18 protein-coding genes and 1 riboswitch are annotated in these 20,136 nt (G+C 45.0%); of the genes, 2 read left to right on the forward strand and 16 right to left on the reverse strand.

Annotation, left to right across the window (positions count from 1 at the left end):
* Positions 1-24 precede the first annotated feature (24 nt).
* From tenI to BM278_RS18710, 5 genes are read right to left on the reverse strand one after another with little or no spacing between them, the layout of a single operon-like run.
* A complete protein-coding gene (gene tenI / locus BM278_RS07180; RefSeq protein ID WP_208601763.1) occupies positions 25-639 on the reverse strand; it encodes a thiazole tautomerase TenI in 615 nt (204 codons plus the stop codon).
* Between the two features lie 10 nt (positions 640-649).
* A complete protein-coding gene (locus BM278_RS07185; RefSeq protein ID WP_090948677.1) occupies positions 650-1,432 on the reverse strand; it encodes an energy-coupling factor transporter transmembrane component T family protein in 783 nt (260 codons plus the stop codon).
* A gap of 13 nt (positions 1,433-1,445) precedes the next feature.
* Positions 1,446-2,900: an ABC transporter ATP-binding protein gene (locus BM278_RS07190; protein WP_090948678.1), complete on the reverse strand. Its 1,455-nt coding sequence runs from the start codon at positions 2,898-2,900 to the stop codon at positions 1,446-1,448.
* Positions 2,901-2,918: 18 nt separating this feature from the next.
* Positions 2,919-3,509, reverse strand: a complete 591-nt coding sequence (locus BM278_RS07195) for an ECF transporter S component (RefSeq protein ID WP_090948679.1) — start codon at positions 3,507-3,509, stop codon at positions 2,919-2,921.
* A 36-nt stretch (positions 3,510-3,545) separates the two neighbouring features.
* The gene (locus BM278_RS18710; RefSeq protein WP_167359592.1) at positions 3,546-3,716 is read right to left on the reverse strand and encodes a hypothetical protein; all 171 of its coding nucleotides are present in this window, start codon (positions 3,714-3,716) and stop codon (positions 3,546-3,548) included.
* A gap of 150 nt (positions 3,717-3,866) precedes the next feature.
* A riboswitch (TPP riboswitch) is annotated at positions 3,867-3,974 on the reverse strand.
* 373 nt (positions 3,975-4,347) lie between these two features.
* Between BM278_RS18710 and BM278_RS07200 the strand changes: the two genes are divergently transcribed.
* Complete coding sequence (locus BM278_RS07200) at positions 4,348-5,532, forward strand: class I SAM-dependent rRNA methyltransferase (protein ID WP_090948680.1); 1,185 nt, start codon at positions 4,348-4,350, stop codon at positions 5,530-5,532.
* Positions 5,533-5,564: 32 nt separating this feature from the next.
* Here the strand turns inward: BM278_RS07200 and BM278_RS07205 are convergent, their stop codons facing one another.
* From BM278_RS07205 to BM278_RS07225, 5 genes are all read right to left on the reverse strand, one after another.
* Positions 5,565-6,731: an MFS transporter gene (locus BM278_RS07205; RefSeq protein ID WP_208601765.1), complete on the reverse strand. Its 1,167-nt coding sequence runs from the start codon at positions 6,729-6,731 to the stop codon at positions 5,565-5,567.
* 333 nt (positions 6,732-7,064) lie between these two features.
* A complete protein-coding gene (locus BM278_RS07210; RefSeq protein WP_090948696.1) occupies positions 7,065-8,876 on the reverse strand; it encodes an ABC transporter ATP-binding protein in 1,812 nt (603 codons plus the stop codon).
* Positions 8,877-8,885: 9 nt separating this feature from the next.
* Positions 8,886-10,640: an ABC transporter ATP-binding protein gene (locus tag BM278_RS07215; RefSeq protein WP_090948682.1), complete on the reverse strand. Its 1,755-nt coding sequence runs from the start codon at positions 10,638-10,640 to the stop codon at positions 8,886-8,888.
* Positions 10,641-10,811: 171 nt separating this feature from the next.
* Positions 10,812-11,696, reverse strand: a complete 885-nt coding sequence (locus BM278_RS07220; protein ID WP_090948683.1) for a helix-turn-helix transcriptional regulator — start codon at positions 11,694-11,696, stop codon at positions 10,812-10,814.
* Positions 11,697-11,753: 57 nt separating this feature from the next.
* Entirely contained in the window at positions 11,754-12,284 is a 531-nt protein-coding gene (locus tag BM278_RS07225) for a YfiT family bacillithiol transferase (protein ID WP_090948684.1), read from the reverse strand.
* A 58-nt stretch (positions 12,285-12,342) separates the two neighbouring features.
* On the opposite strand from BM278_RS07225, the gene BM278_RS07230 reads away from it, so the two are divergent.
* A complete protein-coding gene (locus BM278_RS07230) occupies positions 12,343-13,308 on the forward strand; it encodes a serine hydrolase domain-containing protein (RefSeq protein WP_279625752.1) in 966 nt (321 codons plus the stop codon).
* Between the two features lie 151 nt (positions 13,309-13,459).
* Here BM278_RS07230 and BM278_RS07235 read toward each other — a convergent pair whose 3' ends face one another.
* From BM278_RS07235 to BM278_RS07260, 6 genes are all read right to left on the reverse strand, one after another.
* Positions 13,460-15,124 (reverse strand): glycoside hydrolase family 13 protein, encoded by a 1,665-nt coding sequence (locus BM278_RS07235; protein WP_090948685.1) that lies wholly within the window; start codon positions 15,122-15,124, stop codon positions 13,460-13,462.
* Between the two features lie 139 nt (positions 15,125-15,263).
* The gene (gene panE, locus BM278_RS07240; RefSeq protein ID WP_090948686.1) at positions 15,264-16,190 is read right to left on the reverse strand and encodes a 2-dehydropantoate 2-reductase; all 927 of its coding nucleotides are present in this window, start codon (positions 16,188-16,190) and stop codon (positions 15,264-15,266) included.
* Between the two features lie 92 nt (positions 16,191-16,282).
* A complete protein-coding gene (locus BM278_RS07245) occupies positions 16,283-16,486 on the reverse strand; it encodes a YbdD/YjiX family protein (protein ID WP_090948687.1) in 204 nt (67 codons plus the stop codon).
* Positions 16,479-18,557 carry a carbon starvation CstA family protein gene (locus BM278_RS07250; RefSeq protein ID WP_090948688.1) on the reverse strand — a complete coding sequence of 693 codons (2,079 nt, stop codon included), beginning with the start codon at positions 18,555-18,557 and terminating at the stop codon, positions 16,479-16,481. Before BM278_RS07250 ends, BM278_RS07245 begins: the two co-directional genes overlap by 8 nt.
* Positions 18,558-18,770: 213 nt before the next feature.
* Positions 18,771-19,457: a TerC family protein gene (locus BM278_RS07255; protein ID WP_090948689.1), complete on the reverse strand. Its 687-nt coding sequence runs from the start codon at positions 19,455-19,457 to the stop codon at positions 18,771-18,773.
* Positions 19,458-19,472: 15 nt separating this feature from the next.
* Positions 19,473-19,745, reverse strand: a complete 273-nt coding sequence (locus BM278_RS07260; RefSeq protein ID WP_090948690.1) for a YkvA family protein — start codon at positions 19,743-19,745, stop codon at positions 19,473-19,475.
* Positions 19,746-20,136: the final 391 nt, after the last annotated feature.

Here is a 20,136-nt window from a genome sequence, read left to right on the forward strand (position 1 = left end):
TTTTGATAACGTTTTCTTTCACATTCATGCCATTTCCTTTACGATTCTTACAAGTTTTTTTGCTTCGCCAACCGGATCTTCGGCAAAAAATACCGCTGACATGACGGCAATCCCGTGCGCGCCGGCTCGCAGCACTTGCTCGGCATTATCGGAACGGATGCCGCCGATCGCAATAACAGGAATTTTCACATGATTGATAACATTTCGCAATGATTCGATTCCGCGCGGCGGCACCCCCAGTTTGCTTGCTGTTGGAAAGATGTGTCCGTATATGCAATAATCAGCGCCGCTTTTTTCCGCTTCCATCGCTTCTTCAAGCGAATGGACCGAACAGCCGACAGACAGCGAAGGAAAATGGCGTTTCACTTGTTGCACAGATAAACTATGATGAGCAAGCTGGACTCCTTTTACTCCAAAAACGGCCGCCACGTCAATTCGATCGTTGACGATGATTTTTTTAGGCGGTACTCCCCGTTTGATCAACGCTGTGAGAAACTCGGAAATTTCTCGCGCTGTTTTCATTTTTTCCCGCACATGAATCGCGTCCACATACGGATGCACGCGGGCGCAAATCGCAACGAATTGCTCTAAAGGCTGTTTGCCTGTCGAAATAATATGAAACTGTCTTTCCACTTTCATCCCTTGCTTTCTACCGCACATCTTCCACTGGGATGTACGGATAATGAACTCCCGCGTAATAAGCCACTGCCGTCACCACGATAAAAACAACGACAAGCATGATATCGTTTTTGCCAAACCCGATTTCGTAATAAAACGTCCGCTCATTATCGTCCGAAAAACGCTTTGCTTCCATCGCAACCGCGATGCGCTGGGCGCGGCGGATGCTTTGTGACAAAAGCGGGATCGCATACCGCTTCATTTTTTCAAACAGCCCATTGTTTACACCCCCCCTTACTTTTAGCGCATTTCTCACTGTTTGAAATTCCTCAATCATCATCGGGATTAAGCGGACTCCAGCTAAAAAACTGTAAGCGTATTTTGGCTTTAATTTTAATTGCTGCATCAACGAATAAAATAAGCAGACCGGCCTTGTCGTCAGCGAAAACAAAAGCCCAAGGAGCGCGAACGAAAGCGCGCGAAACCCAAGATGCATTCCGCGCAAAAAACTTTCTTCCGTTACATGGATAAGCCCCCAGCGGAACCACGTCGTCTTGCCTTCGCCAAACAAAATCATCGATGACGCCGTCGAAACAAAGACAAGAAAAAACGGCAAAAAGAACAGCAGCAAAAACTTCCACGGATAGCCGGTATACAACATAAACAGCAAAAGAAGCCCGAGCGAAAAATTGATTAACACGTTTGGGTTGTGCACAAATAACACGCCGATAAACAACAAAAGGAGCACCATCAGTTTTAAGCTCGGGTTCGTATGATGCAGCCACGTTTCTCGATAATGAATGTTCCATTTCATCAGTCAATTCCCCCTACACGGACGGTACCGCTGCTTGGGGCGAATGTTGCGAAATTGGTTCATCTTTCACAAGCCGCCCGTCTTCAATCACCCATCTTCTTGTCGCAAAATGTTTGACGATGTTTTCGTCATGGGTGACCATCAGAATCGTTGCCCCTTGTTCGCGATATGATTCCAACAGTTCAAGAAGCGCAAACGTATTTTTCGCATCTTGCCCAAACGTCGGCTCATCGAGCAGGAAAATTCGCTGCCCGCTTACGATCGAAGCTGCCACACTTAAACGGCGTTTTTGTCCCATCGAAAGCTGGTATGGATGTTGATTTTGCTGCTCCCAAAGATGAAAGCGCCGCAGCAATCGTTCGACCGTTTCCGCAATTTCCGCCTCTTTTCGTTTTTCCAAACGAAGTGAATACGCAATCTCCTCACGCACGGAGTTCGCGACAAACTGAAATTCCGGATTTTGAAAGACAAACGCGAGCAAACGGTGAAGCTGTTTCACCCTCTTGCTGTCTTCTCCGTATAACTCATACGTTCCGTCTGTGCGGATCAGTTTCATCAATGCATGCAGCAACGTGCTTTTCCCGGCGCCATTTTTTCCGGTAATGGCAATCCATTCTCCCGCGCGTACAGTCGCTTCTTCAACGCGTATTTTTACATCGCGCAAGCGGTATCCGCGAAATTGACGAAGATGAATCATTTTTTCCTCTTGTTGAACGACCGACCGTCGGTATTGCCGCTTCGCCATATATTCGTCCCAGACGCCGGGATACCAAATGCCTTGGGAAGCAATGACATCCTTGTAATGAGAAAACACCGTTTGCGCTTGACCATCAGCAATGATCTTGCCTTGATCGTTCAGTAAAATAATCCGGTCGACAAAATCAAGCACATGATCGATTTTATGTTCGACGATGATCACTGTTTTGTCGCGAGCGATTTGTTTGACCGTCTGCCAAATTTCTTTCGTTCCTTCTTCGTCAATCATCGCCGTCGGTTCATCCAAAAAAAGCACATCCGGCTCCAGCGCTAGCACGGAAGCAAGAGCGAGCCGCTGCTTCATCCCTCCCGATAACGTATGAATATCAGTATGTGGATCGACAAAAAGCCCAACCGCTTCTAGCAGATTTTCGATCCTTTCTTTCATCTGTTCGCGCGGCACACCGATGTTTTCAAGCGCAAAGGCAATCTCTTCATCGACAAACGGCATGCAAAATTGCGAATCGGGATCTTGGAAGACATAGCCCCAATGATCAGGAAGCTGCACCCGTTCCGCCTTCATTGGAACGTCGATTGAATGCGGAATCAAGCCGGATAGCACTTGTAACAATGTCGATTTACCGCACCCGGATGGACCGAGCAGCAACACTTTTTCTCCTTCATAAAATGTGATCGATAAATCTTTGAATAACAGCGTATCTTTCCCAGGAAATTTTAAGCGCAGCCGTTCCACAGAAGCTATCGGTTTCATCGTTCGCACTCCACCTTCTTAACGATCAAGCGCGTCGTAATCGTCTTTCGAAGCTGGACGCAACATTTGTGCCACTCCCGTTTTTTCCAACGCCTTTACTAGCGAAGCAGCGAAAATACCGGAAATGACAATTGCGCCAATAAAACGGGCGATCAGGAATAACGCCAAGTTCCAAGGAGCGAGCGCTTCAATATAGCCTTTGTAAAAATCCATCACAAGTGAACCGATCGTCGCGCCAATCGCTCCTAGCGACACGACCAACGCATCAAACCGTTTGTAGCGAAACGCGGCAAACACAACTTCCGCTAAAAGTCCTTGCACAACTCCGTAAATGAGCACTTCTAACCCCCATTCGGAACCCATAATAAATTCTCCAGAAGAAGCAGCAATTTCCGCCAATAGCGCGACGCCCGGTTTACGAATCAACAAGTACGCCACCGACGCAGCGATAAACCACATGCCGTAAATCAATTGATCGATATGGAAGCCGAGTGGCTTAACAGAGTAATAAAGCGGCCCCCAAATTTTATAGATGATTCCAAAAACAACTGAAATAACAATTGTTGTTAAAATATCAACGAGTTTCAATCCTTTCGTTGTTGCTGGCATGTTCTCTGATCTCCTTTCTTGCTGATGGCCATGTTTCTAAACGATATGCCATCTCCTAAAATTTAACAAGAAAATGCTGTTCCATCCACTTGCAATCGGTGCAATAACTGCTCCGGCGATCGCATCAAACAGGCGTTTTGCTCTTTCACTAGGACTACAAAGCCGCTCCAAACCGTATGTGCCAATCCATTTTCGGTAAAAATTCAAAAACTCGCCTGCCAAATAGCATCGACCTGTTTCCGCAATTTATTGCAAATGACCGTCTCCCCTTTTAAAAAATAAACACCACTTCCTTTACAAAAGCGTAAAGAAAGTGGTGTTAAACACTAGTCGTCAGAAAAGTTCAGAGAAATTCACGACTGCGCCACTCCACTTCCCTACGCTGGTATTACCCAGATCAGGTTCTAAGGGTCTCAAAGGCACACTTTGATCTCAGCCTTTCTGAAGGCCCCCCTAGTGGATTGTGCGTCCGCTATGAAATTTTCTTATTTGAGTATATCATATCACTGTGAATATCATTGTCAACCCTTTTCGGCTACGCATTTCTAAATTTTCGCCATAGCGCCTATATTACCTCGTTTTCCTTCGCATCCCGCCGCGTTCATCAGGCGTTCCATCGCCGCATATGCTTGAATTTTCAGTCGACGATCTTTTCTCGTTGCCGATATGTTTTGACTGCGCATTCCCAACGCCAATCTGATGCGCTTCGGCTTGCTTTCCCAATCCCTAATCTGCCGCTGCGATCATCTGCTGACACGCTATCCACATTGCTTCTTTTTCCCTAATTCTGTATCATAGAAAAAGCAAACGACTACATCATCATAATGGAGTGGAGAATGTGGCAAACGTATTTTTAAAACGAAAGCGGAAAAAACGTTTAGAACAAGGACATCCGTGGATTTTTCAAAGCGAAGTCGATTATATTGAAGGCGATTTTGAACCAGGCGATTTTGTCGATGTATACAATCATCAACGTTACTTTTTGGCAAAAGGCTACATTAATCCGAAATCGCAAATCATTGTACGCGTTTTGACACAAAATCCTGATGAAGAACTAAATGAACAATTTTTTGTCGATCGAATCCGCAAAGCATGGGAGTACCGCCAGCGAATGATTCCCGGCGTTCGCTCATGCCGCGCCATTTACGGCGAAGCCGACTTTTTGCCGGGGCTGATCGTCGATAAATACGAAGACGTGCTTGTCGTGCAAATTCTTTCCCTCGGAATGGAAAAACGGAAAGACTGGATTTTGCGCGGCTTGCTGGAAGTTTTTCAGCCAAAAGCGATTTATTTGCGCAATGACGTGTACGTTCGTGAACTGGAAGGATTGACACAAGAAAAAGGCTTTTGGTACGGCGAGTCGGAAACAGAAGTGCTGATTGAAGAAAACGGCGTCAAATATATCGTTGACATTGAAAATGGACAAAAGACTGGATTTTTCTTCGATCAAAGACAAAACCGCGCGGCAATTAAACCGCTTATTAACAGCGAGACGACAGTGCTCGACTGTTTTACTCATACCGGTTCGTTTATGCTCAATGCGTGCTTATACGGTGCAAAACATGTCACCGCTGTCGATATTTCCGAACACGCCATTGAAACAGCGAAGCGCAACGCTGCGTTAAACGGTTTTACAAACGTCGATTTTGTCGTCGCCAATGCGTTCGATTATTTGCGTGAAGCAGTTCGCGCTGGGAAGAAATGGGATATCGTCATCATTGACCCGCCGGCGTTCGCGAAATCGGCACAAGCCGTTCCGAAAGCGCTGCGCGGCTATAAAGACATCAACTTAAACGGTTTAAAACTTGTCAAAGATGGCGGCTTTTTCGTCACAGCAAGCTGCTCGTACCACGTGCATGCTGACTTATTCCGCGAAATGATCGCGGAAGCGGCGTTTGACGCAAAGAAAATTTTGCGGCAAGTGTACTGGAGCGGCGCCGGCTACGATCATCCAAAGCTTCTTGCCGCCGATGAAGGCGATTATTTAAAATTTGCCATTTACGAAGTGCGCTCGCGCAGGTAATAGTAGAAAACGCTTAGGATTACCATGTGGTCCTAAGCGTTTAACATTTTTTTATTTTTATGCAAAATATATAAGTAAAAACTAATCGAAATTAGCACGGAGAGCGCGGCGGTCATATAAATGCTTGAATAACCAAACCAGTGGCTAATTTGTCCAAAAACCATCGCTCCTACGCCAACCCCTAAATCGAAAAACGCGAAAAATGTCGCATTCGCCATTCCTTTGCGGTTTTTTGCCGCCCTCTCAACAGACCATGCTTGTAGCGCCGGTTGTACCGTTCCAAATCCCAACCCGTAAAGAATGGCCGCGGTAAACAAAATCACATTGCTTGGCAGCCAAGCCAACAATAACATTGCAATGAGAATCAGCGCAGCGCCCGGTATAAATACCGCGCGGTGTCCTTTTCTATCATACAACTGCCCGGCAAACGTTCTCGTTACCATGAGGGCAAGCGCGTATAGCAGGAAATACCATTGAATTCCTGAAATCCCTTTTTCCGCTGTATATAATGGAAGAAACGATGCGATTCCTCCAAACGTCACCGTAAGGAAAAATAGTAAAATCGACGGTTCCAGCGCGCTTTTTTCATAAATGTCCCATTTATGATGTGCTTGCATTTGCGGATTCTCAACCTTTTTATATGTAATATTCGCGGCAAACAACAGTGATGCCAAACCTAAAGCGGCGCAAATGAAAAAAAGATAGTGAAATGACAAAATTCCGGCAAGCAGTAACCCCGCAGACGGTCCGAAAGCGAGCGCTAAATTTCCTGATAAGCCATAATACCCCATTCCTTCGCCTCTTCGGCTGGCAGGGATGATGTCTGTTGCAATCGTACCTGCTGCTGTGGTGGAAAATCCCCAGCCGACGCCTTGAATAACCCTCATCATAAAGAGCAATAAAATGCTCGTAATAAAGCTATACGATCCTACAGAAATGACAAAGATCGCAAGCCCTAGCAAAAATACGAAACGCCGTCCCTTCGTCTCAAGCGCATGGCCGGCAAATGGTCGCATAATTAACGCCGAAAACGTAAAAATCCCGACAACTAAACCGATTAACTGATCATTTCCGCCAAGATGTTCGACAAAAAGCGGAATCGTCGGCAACGTCATTTGAAAGCCGAGAAAAACAAAAAAATTGGCTAAACAGATTAGCACAAAATCTTTTGTCCAAATTTTTTCTTTTACTCCTATCATTGCGTTACTTCGTTGCACATTCACAAAACATCCTCCTTCCAAATTGTCTTTTTATTTCGGGTTCCTTAATATTTTGTAGTATAACATAAAAATAGCAAAGACCATGATAGAAATAAACCTTTGTTTTTTTGCCCCGATATGTGGATCAAGTCCGCGAAATTGTGCAAAAACAAAACGGTAAAAAGCGATTTTATTTTCCAAAAATTTTAAGTTTACTGCACTAGTAATGGGATTTTACACAATATTTGGACTGACCGATATCTTCCTTTCCTCATCATAGAAGAGAAAAGAGACTAACCGAAAAATGCGGTCAGCCCCTTCACTCATTATACTTCAAAGCATTTTATACTGCGCTTTAATAAGTTCACAATACGCGCCGCGCGCTTTCATCAGTTCGTCATGCGTTCCTTGTTCGATAATCTCGCCGTGATCAAGCACGATGATGTTGTCCGCGTCACGGATCGTGGATAACCGGTGGGCGATAATCATCGCCGTTCTTCCTTTTAACAGTTTTTTCAGCGCCTTCTGGATGACCATCTCCGTTTCCGTGTCGATGCTTGCTGTCGCTTCATCAAGAATCAAAATTTTCGGATCAGCAAGCAGCGTTCTCGCAAACGAAAGAAGCTGGCGCTGACCGGTTGATAATATATTGCCGCGCTCTTCGACTTCCGTTTCGTATCCGTTTGGCAGCTTCATAATAAAATCGTGAGCGCCGACCGCTTTCGCTGCTGCCATCACCTCCTCATCGCTCGCGCTTGGATTTCCAAAACGAATGTTTTCCATAATAGTCCCCGAGAAAATAAACGTATCTTGGAGAACGATGCTCACTTGCGAACGAAGGCTGGCAAGCGAAATTCGCTGGATCGGATGTCCGTCGATTTTAATAACGCCGCGCGTTGCGTCATAAAAGCGGATGACTAAATTGGCGATCGTCGTTTTTCCTGATCCTGTATGGCCGACAAACGCGACCGTTTCCCCTGGATGAATGGTGAACGAAATTCCATTTAACGCTTTCCGTTTATCGTCATAAGAAAATTCCACGTTCTCAAAATCGATGCGTCCGCGAATATGGTCGATGGCAATCGGATTTTCCGCTTCCCCAACAAGCGGCCGTTCATCCAAAAATTCAAAAATCCGTTCCGATGAAGCCATCCCCATTAAAATTTGGTTATACACTTGCCCAAGCCGCGAAATCGGCTCCCAGAACATGCCTAAATAAAAGGAAAATGAAACAAACTCTCCGATCGTGCATTCTCCTTGTTGAATTAATATCGCCCCGTACCATATTAAAATCGCTGTGCCTAGCGCGGTCGTCATTTCCACAAACGGGCCGAACATCGCGTTTTTCTTTACCGCCTCCTTCCACGTTACAAAGTTTTCTTCGTTGATTCCTTGAAAGTATTCGCTATTTTCTTGTTCTTGCGTAAACGATTGTGTGACGCGAATTCCTTGCAAGCTTTCGTTTAAATGCGAATTTAATTGAGACTGTTTGATGCGTACTCGCTGCCATGAAGAGCGGATACGTTTGCGCAAGCTTGTCGAAATAAAAAACATGATCGGCAAAATAACCATAATCGCGACCGTCAGCTTCACGTTTAACGACAGCAAAATCGTAATAATTCCCGCTAGCAGCAAGACGTCCATCAGCAAATTCACGACACCGTTCGTAAATAAATCTTGCAGCGATGTCGTGTCATTCATGATCCGCACGAGAATCGAACCTGCCGAGCGCTCATCAAAAAAGCGATGCGATAATGTTTGCACATGTGTAAACAAATGTTTGCGCAAATCATAAATGACGTTTTGTCCAAGCATGTTCATCCAGCGAATGCGAAAAAAATTGGCAATATACAAAAGAAGATACAATCCGGCAATAAGAAGAACAAGCATCGTTAATAGCTTCGTATTTTTTTGAATAATCGCTTTATCAAACATATACACTCCGATTAAAATCGGCAAAAACAACCGCGCAATAGTCGAGACCATCACCGTCATCAACGAAAGCGGCAATAAATTCGTCACATATGGTTTTAAGTAGCTTAACAGCCGCCACATTTGCCGCCAGTTAAACGGTTTATCGATCGCGACATCTTGCGGATAATGAAATCGTTCCAGCACAAGTCGCCTTTTCTCTATTGCTTTCATCTCTTTCACCTACCTTGCCTCTCCCTGCAACACTGTCGCGCGATCTTGGTATTGAATATCATAAATGCGCTTATACAATCCGTTTTGCCGAAGCAACTCATCATGCGTGCCGCGCTCGACAATTCGCCCTTGTTCAACCACTAAAATCTCGTCTGCATGTTTTAATGAAGAAATACGATGGGCAATAATAAACGTCGTTTTTCCTTTCATCACGTCACGCAATGCCGATTGAATGCGTAATTCCGTTTCCATATCCACTGCGCTCGTCGCGTCGTCTAAAATGAGAATGCTCGGGTTTTTACAAATCGCCCTCGCAATTGCGATTCGTTGTTTTTGTCCACCGGAAAGCCCCAGTCCGCGCTCACCGAGAACGGTATCGTATCCGTCTGGAAGTTCCATAATAAAGTCATGCGCCCCGGCCCGCTTTGCCGCGTCAACGATTTCTTCCATCGTCGCATCTGGCCGGCCGTAGGCGATATTTGATTGAATCGTCGACGAAAACAAAAACGTTTCTTGAAAAACGACACCAACGTTGGAACGAAGCGTTTTTAGCGAATATTGCTCGATCGGGCGACCGTCGATCAAAATCTCTCCATCGCTTCGTTCGTAAAAGCGAGAAATTAAATGAGTGATGCTTGATTTGCCCGAGCCTGTCGCACCGATGATCCCTATCGTTTTCCCAGGGTACGCATAAAAAGAGACGTTTTGTAATGCTGGAGGAGCGTCGGCACGATAATATAGCGTCACATTGCGAAATTCGACTTCTCCTCTGATATGCGGCGTCGTATGATCAACGTTCTCGTCGCGAATCGTTTCTTTTGCTTCCAAAATTTCTAATAGCCGTTCCCCAGACGCCTTTGCCTGAGAAAACATATTAATCGTAAACCCAAGCTGCATAATCGGTCCTAAAATATACCATGTTAAGCTGTAAAAAGCGACGAGCTCGCCCGGTTGCAGCTTTTCATGCGTCACAAGATAACCGCCATATGCCAACAGCAGCACAACACAAATATTTCCGATTGCCTCCATTAATGGAAAATATTTTGCCCAAAGCTCAGACGTCGCGAGCTGGCTCGTTTTTAAATTTCCGTTTTTTTCATTAAACCGTTCCATTTCGGCCGCTTCTTTCGAAAGGGCTTTCACAGTATAAATTCCGCTAATGTTTTCCTGCACTTTTGTATTTAGCTTCCCGAATGATTGGCGCACCCGGCGAAACGCAGGATGAACATTTCGATCAAACTGATAAACGACAACCGCCAAAAACGGCAGCGCGGCCACTGTCACAAACGTTAATTTCGGAGAATAATATAGCATGACGCAGAAGCTTGCGCCGACCATAATGAGAAAACGCAGCGCTTCCGAAAAGCCGAATGCAAGAAAAAAACGGAATCCTTCGACATCGGACGTCAACCGTGACATTAAATCTCCGGTCTTCGCGTTATCATAATAACTAAACGGCAGCCGCTGCAATTTTTCATACAACGCATCCCTTAGAGCACGAACCGCTTGAATGCCGAACATATCCGCCAAATAATGCTGAATAAACGTCGATAACGCTTTTAACGCCATAACTCCGACAAACGCGATCGCCATCCATGGCACTAACTCATATCGGTGCCCGATGATCACGTCATCAATCGTTAGCTGCAAAATCATCGGATATACGACCGTAATCCCCGTAACAACAAGCAAAAAAATCATTGACCAAATAAAATCCTTTTTATATGGAAGATAAAACTGCCTTAATTTTCGAAAAACAGACATGCTTTCCCCTCTTTCCTGCAAAGTCTCCCATCCAATTATTGTTTAGCTTCCGCCGCACATCTGTTTACATCCTTAAAACCCCCACCTAAACAATATATTTAATTTTTTGTTTTCTTCATTTTACTTTCCAAACATCGGAAAAAATAGAGAAAATCATAACAATAATTTGTATTATTGTAACATCCTCTTTGTTTGGGAGCGCATGCCGTATTGCTTACGAAACTCGTTTGGACTGATACCTTCAGACTGTTTAAATACACGACTAAAATAGGCTAACTGAGAAAAGCCGCAACGATCGGCGATTTGCTCAATGCTTAAATCGCTAGAAACAAGAAGCAGACGCGCTTGTTCCAACCTCACCCTTTGCAAATATTCCATTGGAGTACAATCATATACCGCCCGCATGCATCGGGCAATATGATTTGGATGAAACCTTAACGCTTTGCCAATATCGCGGTAACTTATTTTGCGGTAATAATTTTTCCGCAAAAATTCCGCTGCCCGTTCAGCGACCGTCACCGCCGGGGATGACGTGTCTGTAACGGCATGTGTGCATAACTCTTGAAGCAGTTGTTGAAACCAAACATGCCGCTGCCATTCCCCAAAAAAAGATATGTCGCTCAATGAGCGAACAAGCTGTTCACATATTCGCTCTACTGTTTCCACATTGCGAATTGCCCCGTATTTGGAAAGACGAATCGCAAACGGCTGCTCTGAAAATAAATTTCGCCGTGTCACCCTGTCACTTTTTTCATGATGCGCTTTCTCCACATGCCTCCATCGGTGTGCCGCCATAAAATGAAACCAATAAAAACGCGTCTCCTCTTGACAAGCAGCAGTTGGATAATGGTGACAATCGGGATATAAAATCAGAAATTCCCCGCTTTTGACGCGAAACTCTTTCCCTTCTTCTCCAAGAAAAAGACAGCCATCCGCAACAATTAACAAATCAAACACACCAATATCGCGCCGGTTGGGATGACATTGGCCAATCCGGTAGACTGCCTCTCCTCCCGCCAAAAAAGTCGGCAAAGGCGGCGCAGCGATTTCAAGCATGAGTTTCTCTCCCTTCCGATTGCGTAATGAGATAAAAAAAGCTGCCTAGAGGCAGCTTTAGTTCCAGCCTTTTCGCTCCCGCAACGAAGTAATTTGCGCCGTATGATGTTTTCCATGCCATGCGTATAGCGCCGTTAACACGTATAAAGGAGCGGTTTCTTTTGTTCCTTCATGATAAAACTTCCGTTCGAAATCTTCGGCGCGCAGCGACTCAAGCAAGCGAGCCCATCGTTCATGAAGACCTTCGAGCAATTGTAGCGATGATTCGATCGGCAATGAACGAGCTTCTATCGTTTTCGCCCACTCGCTTTCTTCAAACGGTTTAATCGAAGGCACGTCCTCTGTTAATATCCATTTCGTGCGCAAAAACGCATTCATGCTTGCGTCGGCGAGATGATGCACAACTTGCACAACTGTCCATCCTCCATCGCGATACGGCGTATTCAGCTGCTCCTCATTCAACCCGCTGACCGCCTCCCGCAATTTGGCGGGTGCTTGGCGAATATCATCAATCCACTGTTTTACATCTTCTTCCCGAAATTCCTCCGGAGCTTTAAATTTGCCAATCGGATAGCGAATATCACCCATGATTTGTCTCCTCCTTTTTTTACATATATTCCATATCCACAAAAGAAATCCTGCTTAATTGGTAGAGGAAGAAAAAGTGAAACTTGACGATCCCGTCAAGAAATATGTTCCTGAGATTGCTGAGATTAAAGTTCTTGATGGTTTCGATGAAAACGGGCATCCCAAACTAAGAGAACCTAGAACAGACATTACAATCAACATGCTGATGCTCCACACCGCCGGCTTCGGTTACGAATTCTTTAGTCATGAGGATCGAAAATATCGTGATCAAAAAGAAATCCCTTCCATACTCACTAGCACCTTTGACTCGATCAAAAGTGTGCTGCTATTCGAGCCAGGCGAACGCTGGAACTATGGTGTTAACATCGACTGGGTTGGCAAGGTTGTCGAAGCCGTACGCGGTAAACGACTGGGGGAGGTAATGGCCGAGTATATTTTTGCTCCCCTTGACATGACCGACATCGGATTCACGCTAACGCCGTCAATGATGGAACGTCGCGCAACCATTCACAGTCGCACCAAAGATGGCAATATCACACCACTACCTGATCTCATCCTGCCACAATCTCCCGAAATGGACATGGGAGGACACGGCTTGTACGCCAGCATTGGTGAATATATGAAGTTTATCCGAATGATCCTAAATGACGGTGCAGGTGTGCTTAAACCGGAAACGGTCGCGCAAATGACTCAGAACGGGCTTGGCGCATTAAAGAGTGGCGGCTGGATCTCGTCTGATCCATCTCTAGCTAATGATGGTGAGTTCTACCCTGGCGTACAAAAATCGTGGGCTTATACATTCCAAGTAAACGAGGATCCCACACCTACAGGACGCCCAGCAGGTCAGTTGATGTGGGCCGGGCTGGCCAACCTGTTCTACTGGATCGACCGTAAGAACGGCATTGGTGGATTTTGGGCTTCTCAAATCTTCCCGTTCCACGATGTGGCTTCGTACTTAGGCTTCATCGAGTTCGAATCGGCAGTCTATAGTACGTTGAAACGGTTAGGTCAAATTGCCACTTAATCTGAAATTTCTAAAGGGCAATACGTTATTCAGATTTTTGTTCACCGCTTCCACCTCTTCATTCTCTGGCTTTCCCTTATCGCAAAAGCAATACAAGCATCAGTTCGATTCACATAGCAATAAAGCCGCCGAAATGAATGGCGGCTTTTGCCTAACTCCATAAATATACCCGCGCTTCATAAGGTTTTAGCTTAAAGCGTGTCGCGTTTTTATGCGGTTTTACGTCATAGTTTTGCAACACTAAATTTTCCGAGTTTAAGCGAATGCCATCATAACGGTACATAGCTGGTTTGGCGCTTAAATTGACAATAATCACCGCTTTTTCGTCACCGAGTGTTCTTGTGTACGCGTAAATTGTCGGATGCTTTTCTAAAAGTAAATCATACTTTCCATAAATGAACACTTCGTTATCCTTGCGAAGCCGAATCATTTTTTTGTAAAACTGAAGAACGGAATTCGGATCGCGCAATTGCGTCGCGACGTTAATGGTCTTATAGTTTTCGTTCACTTTCATCCATGGCGTTCCTGTCGTAAACCCAGCGTTTGGTGCATCAGACCATTGCATCGGAGTTCGCGAATTGTCGCGTCCTGTTTTCCAAATTACTTCCATTATTTCTTCATGGGAGCGCCCTTTTTCCCGCTCCATCTGATACATTCTTTTAATCGCAACATCCTTATAATCATCGATGCTCGGAAATCGAACGTTCGTCATGCCGATTTCTTGTCCTTGATAAATGAAAGGGGTCCCTTGCATGAAAAAGTACATCACGCCGAGCGCCTTCGCACTTTCGATAAGATACTCCTGATCATTCCCCCATGTGGAAACAGAACGAGGCTGATCGTGGTTTTCCAAAAACAACGCATTCCAGCCCCGGTTTTCCAAACCTTTTTGCCACTTTGTCAACGTGCGCTTTAATCGGCGCACATCGACTCCGCCGTTTGTTCCTTTTTGCCATAGCCCCAAATGTTCAAACTGGAAAATCATATTGAAAATTCCGTTTTCTTCACCGACCCATTCTTCCGCGTCTTCGATTGTAACACCGTTTGCTTCACCAACCGTCATAATATCATACTGCGCAAACGTTTGCATTTTCAACTCTCTTAAATAATCCATAATCCCCTCTTGGTTCATGTGGCCGGCAAACGAAGGAACATAGTCAAGCCCTTTCGGATTCGGCAAATCTGGCAATCCCGGCTTTTTCTTAATATGAGAAATAGCGTCGACGCGAAAACCATCGATTCCTTTATCCAGCCACCAATTGATCATTTTGTACAAAGCTCGGCGCACTTCGTCGTTTTCCCAATTTAAATCCGGCTGCTTCACGTCAAATATGTGCAAATAATATTGATCCGTTTTCGGATCATACTCCCATGCCGATCCGCCAAAAATGCTCTCCCAATTGTTCGGCTCTTTTCCGTTTTTGCCATCGCGCCAAATGTACCAATTCCGCTTTGGGTTATCCCGCGATGAACGCGATTCAATAAACCATGGATGTTCATCGCTCGTATGATTAATGACTAAATCTAAAATCAATTTCATGCCGCGCCGATGAATTTCTTCCAACAACAAATCAAAGTCTTCCATCGTGCCAAACTCTTTCATAATCGCGTGATAGTCGCTAATATCATATCCGTTATCGGCATTCGGCGACTTGTAAATCGGGCAAATCCATATGATATCGATTCCCATATCTTTTAAATAATCCAGCTTCTCGATAATTCCGCGAAGATCGCCGATTCCGTCACCATTTGAATCCATGAAGCTTCTCGGATAAATTTGATACGCGACTCCTTCTTTCCACCAAGCTTTCTTCAAGGCTGTGTCCTCCTCTTTTGTGCATACGTTTTCACTACTAACTGTACACTACATAATGGCAATATTACAATCTTTTTTTTGCAAAAAAAGAAAGCAGCCTTCTTTTTGACACGTTTGGAAGGCTGCTTTGTTCCATTTCTTACTCCACTTTGGAACGGTTCGCCTCATAAATTTTTAAATTATGGTACACCATTTTTAACAGCGGTGTTGCGATGTCATATTGTTCCGCCAGCGAAAGCAAATAGCCTTGCAAATGATCCGCTTCAATAAGCTGTCCTTTTTCCATATCACGCTGCATTGACGATTTCATCGTCGCTTCTATCTTGTTTAATTGCGCGAGTTGTTGTTCCTCGATATTATCAGCAATCGGTGCCCCATGCGCGCGCATTACCGTCGCGATTTCTTTTAACAATCCGAAAATAATTTCCTGTCCGTATTTTCCCGAACGAATCGGACCAATCGGCGCGCGGAACAGCGTCGTCACCCCTGACATTGTCGCGATAAATAAATATTTATTCCACATATCTGTAACGATTTTTTCGCTTGAGCGAAAACGGGCGTTGCAGCCGGAAAACAATTGTTCCAGCGCCTCAATGCGCTTCGTCCGCTCCCCGGACCACTCCCCAAATCGAACGTCATGGGAAGCGCTCGTCTGCACAATTTCTCCATGCTCATTCAGCGTTGTTTCAATAAAACAAAGCCCTCCTAATACATTTTCCTTTCCGAACTCATTCCAAAGCATGTCTATATGTGCCATGCCGTTTAACAGCGGTAAAATCATCGTTTTTGCTCCAACATACGGTTTCGCGTCGCGAATCGCTTCCGGCAAATGATACGCTTTATTGGAAAAAATAATGACATCAAACGGCTCCGCTCTTTCTCCTGTCACAAGCAGTTTCGGTTTCAACGCCGCATTTCCATGAACGCTATGAATGACAAGCCCTCGTTCTTGCAGCTGTTTTTTTCTTCGCTCACGGACGAGAAATGTCACGTCTACCCCTTTTTCCAACAATCGGCCGCCGAAATAACCGCCGACCGCTCCCGCTCCAACGACAAGCATGCGCATCGATGTCTGCCTCCTTAATAAATATTACAATTTCCATTTATGCTCATATTATAAAAAAAGGAAAAGGGGAAAAATATCCCCCTTCTTCATCATTAGCAACAGCGCGACACTTTTCCGCCTTTGCCGTTATAACGCGCTTCCTGCGCTTCGCAGAAAAACTCCTTTCTTGATTTGATCGGCTCCCCTGGATGATGCGTTTTCATATGTTCTACATACTTCTCATAGTTCGGAACACCAACAAGCAAATCAAGAAATTGCTTACGATAAGCCCAAATCGTACGCACCCACTTACGCATAATGTTTAACCTCATTTCCTCCATCTCTTGGAATGTAAGGTGATTCTTTTAACGGCACATGTTTATTTTTCAACACTTTCACCCACATGTTGACGCATGAAATCAACATCGCGACCACAACAAGCATGAAAATAGCGCATAGTGTTGCATCAATATAGTCATTCATAATAATTTGCCGCATTTGCGCCTCGTTGGCAGCAGGCGCCAGTATTTTCCCTTGAGATAATGCATCTTTAAACATATTGGCATGAGATAGAAAACCGACTTTCGGATCGCTGTGGAACAGCTTTTGAAACCCAGCTGTCATTGTTACGACTAAAAGCCATGTCGTTGGAATCAACGTCACCCAAACATAGGCTTTTTTGCCCATTTTGAACAGCACCGTCGTGCCGAATAATAACGCGATTCCCGCGAGCATTTGGTTGGCAATACCGAAAAGCGGCCACAACGTATTAATACCGCCGAGAGGATCGACTACCCCTTGATATAAGAAATAGCCCCAAGCCAATACACATAATGTCGTTGCGATAATATTGGAAACTAACGAATCCGTTTTTCCAAGCGGCTTATAGAAATGGCCAAGAATATCTTGAATCATAAAGCGGCCAACGCGCGTACCCGCATCGATCGTCGTTAAGATAAAGAGCGCCTCAAATAAAATCGCAAAATGGTACCAGAACGCCATCAACGCTTTTCCACCGACCACATTGGAAAGAATGACAGCCATTCCGATCGCCAGCGTCGGCGCTCCGCCAGTCCGCGACAAAATCGTTTGCTCGCCGACATCTTTAGCAAGTTCTGTAAGCATGTCAGGCGTAACAGTAAATCCCCACGAAGACACAACTTTTGCCGCTTGCACCACATCTTGCCCAATCAGAGCTGCCGGGCTGTTAATCGCAAAATACGCTCCAGGAGTCAACACACACGCGGCAACAAGCGCCATAATCGCTACGAACGATTCCATTAGCATTGCGCCATACCCGATTGGACGAGCGTGGCTTTCTATTTCAATCATTTTTGGAGTTGTACCAGATGAAACGAGCGCGTGGAATCCAGACACCGCACCGCAGGCAATCGTAATAAACAGAAACGGGAATAAGTCACCAGCAAACACCGGACCAGTTCCATCAACAAATTTCGTCAACGCTGGCATTTGCAAATCAGGAGCAACCACTAAAATTCCTAACGCTAAACCAACGATCGTTCCGATTTTTAAAAACGTGCTCAAATAGTCGCGTGGCGCGAGCAATAGCCATACCGGCAATGCCGAAGCGACAAACCCGTAAATAATCATCAAAATCGCAATCGTCTCGCCTTTTAATGTAAATATTTTCGCCAACGTCGGGTGCTCAGCGACGTGCTGGCCAGCTACCAACGAAACAATCAGGAGCACAAACCCGATCAAAGATGCTTCCGCAACGCGCCCTGGACGAATAAAGCGCATGTAAATTCCCATCAAAATCGCAATCAGAATCGTTGCGGCAATCGTAAACATTCCCCACGGGCTTCCTACGAGCGCTTTCACTACAACCAACGCCAAAACAGCCAATAAAATGATCATAATTCCTAAAATGCCAAGCGATGCAACAAATCCTGTAACTGGACCAATTTCTTCCTTCACCATCTCGCCAAGCGATTTACCGTTGCGCCGCATCGATGCGAATAAAATAATAAAATCTTGAACTGCTCCGCCTAAAACAACGCCGATAATAATCCAAAGCGTCCCCGGCAAATATCCCATTTGCGCCGCTAAAATCGGTCCGACAAGCGGCCCAGCGCCGGCGATCGCCGCAAAGTGATGGCCAAATAATACCCATTTGTTTGTCGGGACATAATCTTTTCCATCATTAAACACTTCCGCAGGCGTTTTACGATTGTCGTCAAGTTCAAACACTTTACGAGCGATAAATTTGCTATAAAAACGATACGCTACAGCATACGTACATACAGCAGCGACAATTAACCAAATCGCATTCACCGTCTCTCCACGGCTTAATGCGAGAACCGCGAACCCCGCTGCTCCAAGTGCGGAAATAACCCCCCAAAGCAAGATTGATTTTAATCCTTTCACGTCTTTTCCCCCTTGTTGTAAATGAACTTTACTTATATTATATTAATTATTCTGAAAAATTCAAAGAATTTGTTTGATAGATATTTTAACAATTATATTTATATTTTAACAATTATTATTTATAATCTTATATTTAACGTTTTTGACTCCAATTCCTTTCGAAACACCGGGCGATATTCACAGCGCCTTTGCAAACACGGCAAATGCCGCCAATCATCCGTTGGCGGCATTTGCTTCGCGTTTATTTTCCCGTGCCTTTTTCATTGTGCCGGCAATAATAACTCCAGCAACAACAAGCAGTTCAAATCCGTATTTGACAATCGGATTGGCAAAATACTGGTCTAAAAACGGCTCATCGACAATCATTTTCGAAGCGGTCCATGCAAGCACTCCCGCTCCGATTGTAATAATAATTGGAAAACGCTCAATCCACTTCAAAATTAACGTACTTCCCCATACCATAATAGGTACGGAAATTAACAGTCCTAATATAACTAGTAAGAAACTGCCGTGCGCGGCTCCCGCCACCGCCAGCACGTTATCTAACCCCATGAGTGCGTCGGCGATAATAATCGTGCGGATCGCCTCCCATAAGCTTCCTCCCGCTTCCACATCATGCCCTTTTTCTTCGACGAGAAGCTTATAAGCGATCCAAACAAGCAATATCCCCCCAACGAGCAGCAATCCTGGCACTTTTAATAACCATACGACAAACAATGTCGCAAGCGCGCGGATCACAACCGCCCCGACCGTTCCCCAAACGACCGCTTTTTTCTGCTGGTGTTTTGGCAAATTACGAGCTGCCAAACCAATGACAATGGCGTTATCGCCAGCTAATACAAGGTCGATAATGACAATCGATAAAAGCGCAGACAAAAATTCCATCGAAAATAATTCCATTTACCATTCCTCCTTTTAAATGTCGTATTTATTTTTTAAATGTGAAGGTGCCATTTTTACTATTCGTTGAAGAATAAACAATAGTACGGCTACATCATCGATGACGCCAAACAATCCAAGCCAATCGGGAATGATGTCAAATGGAAACACGGCATAAATCGATAAAAGTAAAATAGCAAGCATTTTTTTCAACATCGACACTTCTTGCGAACGAAAAAATTCTATTAAAAATGGGATAAATCGGCGAATTTTAATGATGAAACGCAGTCGTTTCCATATTTTTCTCATCATATCCCCTCTACTTTTCCGAATTTCTTTTTTATTTTCCCCAATCCTCCTCCCTCTAGAAATGTTGATATATCAAGGCTTTTCGGCCTCTCAGGGGTGTCAAAAAAATATTTTTCGACAAAATCCCTTACATCCTTTTTCAGTTTTGTGGATATCTTACAGAACCAGGGTGCGCTTCGCGGCCACGTCTGGATACATTTTCCTGACGTGGGGGGGAAGCGTATTCGATGCACCCTTGGATCTCCGCATCGCTGATGAGGACGAACCCTCCCATGTCTCCGGGCGTCTTTGCGCCAACATTCCCTCGTTCGGTCTCGTCATCAGGCGGAGGCCGGCCAAGCTTTCTTAGGGACTCGAGGTCGCATGGAGGAGATCACGCCAGCTTCTCCGG

The sequence above is a fragment of the Parageobacillus thermantarcticus genome, assembly GCF_900111865.1.
In the GTDB taxonomy this organism is placed as follows: Bacteria; Bacillota; Bacilli; order Bacillales; family Anoxybacillaceae; genus Parageobacillus; species Parageobacillus thermantarcticus.